The organism is Micromonospora parastrephiae (assembly GCF_016802865.1).
Classification (GTDB): Bacteria; Actinomycetota; Actinomycetes; order Mycobacteriales; family Micromonosporaceae; genus Micromonospora; species Micromonospora parastrephiae.
Map to the genome: position 1 here is coordinate 1 of NZ_JAEVHM010000264.1, position 5,857 is coordinate 5,857.

Consider the following 5,857-nt stretch of genomic DNA (forward strand, 5'->3'; position numbering starts at 1 on the left):
GGCGGCGGCGCGGCGGCCGGCGGCCCGGTGCGCCCGAGCACCGGGCCGGTGCCCGGCGACGCGCCGTAGCGGGCGGTGGCGCTGTTGCCGGCGAGACCGCCCAGCGGGGCGACCGGCCATTCAGGAGATCGCACGGAGTCCATCAATCACTCGCAGGATGAGGTCGGGGTCGTACGCTTCGTCGGAGTCGGTCACGTGCACGTCCAGGTGCCCGGCGGCCCGCAGGTCGCCGACGAGGACCCGGGTCACGCCGAAGTGCAGCCGGGTCCGGGCCGACAGCTCGGCCACCGAGATCGGATCGGCGCAGAGCGCGATGATCGCGTGGTGTTGCGGCGCCAGCACCACATCCTGGGCGCCGGTCCACCAGCCGCTCTCGGTGCGGACGGTCACCTGCGTCTCCAGACCGATCGCCGGGTCGACGCCGGTCACCCGTCCGGAGGTGAGCACGAACGGCCGGGGGGCGGCCGGCCGACCATCACCCTGCCCGGACTGCTCGGCCGCCGGCGCGGCTTCCCCGGGCGGAGGCGTACGCAGGTACGGGCGGATCCGTGTCCCGGGTTCCGGGTCCGGTTCCTCGCCGGCGACGTCCGGGGTCATTGTTGGACGGCGTTCTTCAGTTCGACGATCAACCGTGGGGTGAGGGCGTTTCCGGCCCGCCCGGCGAAGAGCGTCATCTCGTATGCGACGGTGCCGAGGTTGGCCGACCGGTCGGCGACCACGCCGAGCACCGAACCGCTGCTGATCGCACTGATCAACAGGTAGCCGTCGCCATGTCGACGATCACCCGGTTCAGGCCGCCGAGCGCGTACCAGCTGGCCGCGCCGCCGGCGAGGCTGGTCATGCCGGAGACCACGGCGGCCAGGCGCTCCGCGTTGGACCGGTCCTTGATCGCCGACATGGCCATCAGCAGCCCGTCGGAGGAGACCGCGATCGCCTCCAGGACCCCGGCCGTGCTGGAGGTGAAGGAGTCCAGCAGCCAGTTGAAGGTGCGCGCCTCCGGGCTGAGATCCCCGGCGGCACCGGTCTGGTTCTGGTCGACGTTGTCGTGCAGGAAGGGGCTGGTCACCGTGATGATCCTTCTTCGTTCCGGCGGTCTGGGCTGACTTCGCGGAGAGCGCGGGCGACGCCCGCCTCGAACTCGGTGATGAGCTGGCGGACCTCGGTCGGGTCGCCGAGGTGTGTGCTGGCCGGCGGGCAGGGCGGGGTGACGGTGAGGTTCGCCCCCGGCACCCGTCGGCTCAGCAGGGGCCGGCCGGGAGCCGTCGGCGCGCTCCGCTCGGCCCGGCGTACGCCGGACTGGAAGGCCTCGACGAGCGCGCGGGCGGCTGCCGGGTCGGCGGCGGTGGCGTCCACCGGCCCCGCCGGCGCGGCGGTGGCGGGCAGGCTCGCCCCGGGGACCCGCTGTCGGATTTGGGGGTTTTTCGGCGCGCCCGAGGGTTCCGGGCGCGGCGGCGCCGGCACGGTGGGCTCCGGCTGATCGGTGCTGGTGCCGAACGCGTCCCAGGACGGGCCGGCTTCCAGGCTGCGGGTCGCGCGGCTGAGCAGGTCCGAGTCGAGGTGGGCGGCAGCGGTGGCCGCCGCCGCGAGCGTTCGCGCACCGCGATCGGGGTCGGGGACCGCCGCCGTACGCCGGTCGGGCACCGCGACCCGGGCCACGTCGGCGCCGGCCTGGTCCGCGCGGCGCAGCACCAGCGACACCGACGGGATCTCCACCTGGGCGGTGACCCCGCCGCCGGGGGTGGCCGCCAGGTTCACCTCCCAGCCGTGACGGCGGGCCAACCGGCCCACCACGAAGAGGCCGAGCACCTCGGTCGGCGCCAGGTCGAGCCGTTCCCGCCGGGTCAGTCGGGCGTTCTCCTCGGTCAGCCGTTGTTCGGACATGCCGATGCCGTGGTCCACCACGGTGATCCGGGCGCCGAGCCCGGACGCCTCACCGGTCACCAGCACCCGGGTGTGCGGCGGGGAGAAGACGGTGGCGTTCTCCATCAGCTCGGCCAGCGCCAGGACGAGGTCGCCGACCACCGCCGGCGCGGCCGAGACGCCCGCCGGCACCCGCACCTCCACCCGGGTGTAGTCCTCGATCTCGCCCAGCGCCAGCCGGACGACGTCGGCCAGCGGTACCGGCGCGGTGTGCGCGTCCGCCCCGGCCGAGCCGGAGAGCACCACCAGGCTGCCGGCGTTGCGCCGCAGCCGGCTGGAGATGTGGTCGAGCCGGTACAGGTGTTCCAGCCGGCCCGGGTCGGCCTCCTGCTGCTCCAGCCGGTCGATGAGCGCGATCTGCCGGCCCACCAGGTTCTGGGTGCGCCGCCCGACGTGGCCGAACATCTGCGCCACGTTGCGCCGACCGGCGACCTGCCGTTCGACGAGCCGGGCCGCGGTGCTCTGCACCCGGTCGAAGGCCCGGGCCAGGTCGCCGATCTCGTCGTTGGCCCGAATGTCCACCGGCTCCAACCGGATCGACTGCGCGCTCTCCGTCTCATCGTCGGTGACCCGCACCAGCTCCGCCTCGGCGACCCGGGCGACCCGGTCGGCGGACCGGGTGAGCTGGGACAGCGGCCGGGCCACCGTTCGCGCGACCGCCGCGCTGAGCAGCACCACCAGCGCCAGGATCAGCGTCGCCGCGCCACCGACCAGGTACGCCGCGGTCAGCGCCCGCCGCTGCTCGGCGGTGACCTCGGCGAGTACGTCGGCGACAAGCTTCTTCTCGACGAACTGGCCCAGTCGGATCATCGTGCGGACGGCCGGGAAGAGCGCGTCCATCGGCACGTCGCGGACCGCGCCGGCCGGGTTCCGCGCGCTGGTGACCAGGAAGTCGGGGCTGGTACGCGCGGCCACCGCCGCGTCGTTGAGCCGGGCCACCTTGAGCTGCTCGGACGTGATCAGGCTGCGGAAGCGCAGGCTGTTGACCTGGAGGGCGGCGATGCACGCCACGTAGCCGGCGGTGGTGTCCGGGGTGCCGATCGCCTTGACCAGCACGCTGAGGGTGGCGCAGGCGCCCAGGCCCTCGTCGGCGCGGAGCAGCCCGTCGAGCGCGAGCACCTGGCGGCCGGGCAACGTGTCGGTGTCCACGCCGACCACCAACCGCAGCGAATCGATCATCCCCATGTTGACCGGGCCGAACGCGTCCATCACCTGACCTGGGTCGGCGACCCGGGCCAGCACGGCCGTGCGCAGGTCGACGAGGCTGGACACCCCGTCCAGGGCGCGGTCGACCCGATCGGTCAGCGCCTCGCCGCCCGCGGCCCGTAGGTCGGCCACCCGGTCGTCCACGTCGGCGGACTTGCGGATCACCTCGGCGCGTTCGACCCGGCCGAGCAGGAAGCCGACGGAGAGAATGCGTTCCTGCTGGAGGTCCTGGACGAGGCTGCCGACCCGGCTGGCGAGGCGTACCCGGTCGGTGATGTCGCCGGCGCGCTGCGCCGCGGCCACCCGTTCGAGCACCACGGGAACGGCGAGGCCGACCATGCTGAGCAGTGGGATCACCACGAGCAACGCGAGCTTGCCGCGGATCCGGAGCCTACCGAGCAGCATCGAACGGCCCCCACTGCGTGGCTTCCGGTTCGCCGGCGGCGCCGACCGGTTGCAGCGCCCGCTGGTCGCTCGGTCGACCCGCACCGATCGGTGGCTGCCAGGCGTCCGCCGCCGTCGATTCGTCGGGACTTCCCGCGCCGGCGGCGGGCGTGGTGGCCCGGCGGCGCGCACGGCGGTCGGCGGTGATCAGCAGCGCGGCCAGCCAGCCGGACAGCAGCACGAACACCGCCGCCGCGCCCGTGGTCAGCCAGCGGTCCCGGTCCAGACCGTCGATCCGCTCGACCAGCAGGGCGTCCAGCTCGGCGAGGATGACCGGCTGGAGCTGCCGGGCGGCGGTGTGCGCGTTGAGCCCGGCGGCACCGAGCCGGCCCGGATCCACCGCGGTGGTTCCACCGGCCGGCACGGAGTACGCGCCCAGGGCCTCCACGGCACGCTGGTAGTTGTCCAGCGGGGTCAGCACGTTGGCGCCCAGGTCGGTGCTCTCCGAGCTGTCCACCGCGGACCTCAGGTTGTCGACCAGGTCGGAGGCGGGGGCCAGGGCGGACACCCGCAGCGCGGTGAGTTCGATGAGACCGCGGGGCTGCTCGGCGGCCGGTCGGCGGGCGACGAGCGTGCCCAGGTCGGCGAGCCGGCCGGCGGCGACCACCGCCTCGGGCAGTTCCTGGCCCGCGCTGTCCTGGAGGAAGAACGAGTCGGCGGCGGGGTCGCGTACCAGCCCGGAACTCTCCCGGACCTTGCGGTGCAGGGCCAACAGCAGGTCGGTGACCTCGTTGTACGCGGTGAAGGCGGCGCTCGCATCGGCGGGACTGCGGTCACGCAGCGCCTCCAGCTTGGCTCGCAGCCCGGCCCAGCGTTCCTGGCTGCGCAGCACGACGCCGATCCGGGCGTCCACCGCGGCGGCCTCCTCGACCGCCCGGGCGAGCGCCTCACCGGAGGCGGGGCGACCGCTGACCGCGGCGGACTGGGCGTCCACCAGCGCGTCGGTGACCGGGCCGAGGGCGCGCAGGTACCGCACGCCGAGTCGTTCCCGGGCGGCCAGGTCCCGGTCGTCGCCGGTGTGCTGCCAGGTCTGGGTCAGGAGCAGACCCACCGGCGCCAGCAGCGCCGCGATGAGCAGCAGCGGTAGCAGTCGGCCCAGTGTGGAGGGCCGTCGACGGGCCCGCGGTGCGGGGACTGCCATGGTGTGTCTCCTCCGGCGTCGGGCTGGGGGCGGCGCGGTGTGGGGTTTCACCGATGAGTCCCGTGCACCGGACCGGAAAACTAACCGAACCTCCGTGGCCCGAGCCGTCGTCGGCGAGTCGGCTTTGCGTCAGTACGAGCGATGTCACCGTTCGTCCTCGATGCCCGCACGCTGCGTCCCGTCGACAGGTGTGACATGAAGGGATCGAGGGGGATATCCGCGGAAGATCGGAATTCACGGGATGCGAACTCAACTCACTGGGTCGCGTCCGACGATGCGCGGTCGCACGGGGCCGTATCGCCGATCGGGGCAACCGGACGGACGTACGGCGGATCTCAGGCAACGCTCAGGCTGCGGCCCGTACCGTGTGCCGCATGAGATCGCCGTCGCCGGCCGCGTGGATCCGGCGTGCCCTGCCCACCCGCCGCCGCGCGATCGCCGCAACGGTGGTCGTCGTGCTGCTGGCGGCTGTCGTGACCTGGGCGGTGTGGCCGCAGGGACCGGGCGTACGCACCGAGAGCGCGATGCTCACCGTCCGGTCCGGACCGGCCGGCGACCAGCCGGTGGACCTGGACACCACCTTGTACCTGCCGGCTGACGCGTCGTCGGGGCGGAAGGTGCCGGCGGTGCTGTTGGCGCACGGGTTCGGCGGCACCAAGGAGTCGGTTCGTTCGGACGCGGAGGAGTTCGCCGGGCGCGGCTACGCGGTGCTGACCTGGACCGCACGGGGTTTCGGCCGCAGCGGTGGCGAGATCCACCTGGACAGTCCGGACCACGAGGTGCGCGACGCCGAGCGGCTGCTGGACTGGTTGGCCGCCCGCCCGGAGGTGCGCACCGACGCCGCCGGCGACCCGAAGGTCGGCGTGGTCGGCGGCTCGTACGGCGGTGGGCTGGCGTTGCTGCTGGCGCCCAGGACCGCCGCGTGGACGCGATCGTCCCCATGATCACGTGGAATGACCTGTCCCGGGCGTTCCTGCCGGAGAGCACCGGCGCGGCGCCGACCGAGGGCGTGTTCAAGAAGGGCTGGGCCGGCCTCTTCTTCGGCGGGGGCGGCAACGTGGGCACCGGCCCGGCCGGGCTCTCCGGTGCGACCGCCGCCCAGCCGCAGGGGGCACCGGCGTCGGCCGGCCCGCCCAGCCCCGGCCC

The 5,857-nt window shown here is 74.1% G+C and carries 3 protein-coding genes and 2 pseudogenes; 1 reads left to right on the top strand and 4 read right to left on the bottom strand.

Annotated features, from left to right (window positions below):
• Window positions 1-120: 120 nt before the first annotated feature.
• From JNW91_RS28870 to JNW91_RS28885, 4 genes and pseudogenes are all read right to left on the bottom strand, one after another.
• Window positions 121-597 carry a DUF742 domain-containing protein gene (locus tag JNW91_RS28870; RefSeq protein WP_203178646.1) on the bottom strand — a complete coding sequence of 159 codons (477 nt, stop codon included), beginning with the start codon at window positions 595-597 and terminating at the stop codon, window positions 121-123.
• A pseudogene (locus tag JNW91_RS33755) lies at window positions 594-1,066 on the bottom strand (roadblock/LC7 domain-containing protein). The gene JNW91_RS28870 and the pseudogene JNW91_RS33755 overlap by 4 nt, the downstream one beginning before the upstream one ends.
• Window positions 1,063-3,531, bottom strand: coding sequence for a sensor histidine kinase (locus tag JNW91_RS28880; protein WP_203178647.1), 2,469 nt, complete (start codon window positions 3,529-3,531; stop codon window positions 1,063-1,065). The pseudogene JNW91_RS33755 and the gene JNW91_RS28880 overlap by 4 nt, the downstream one beginning before the upstream one ends.
• Entirely contained in the window at window positions 3,518-4,711 is a 1,194-nt protein-coding gene (locus tag JNW91_RS28885; RefSeq protein WP_203178649.1) for a hypothetical protein, read from the bottom strand. The genes JNW91_RS28880 and JNW91_RS28885 overlap by 14 nt, the downstream gene beginning before the upstream one ends.
• A 374-nt stretch (window positions 4,712-5,085) precedes the next feature.
• Here JNW91_RS28885 and JNW91_RS28890 point away from each other — a divergent pair.
• A pseudogene (locus JNW91_RS28890) lies at window positions 5,086-5,857 on the top strand (alpha/beta hydrolase); the annotation flags it as partial.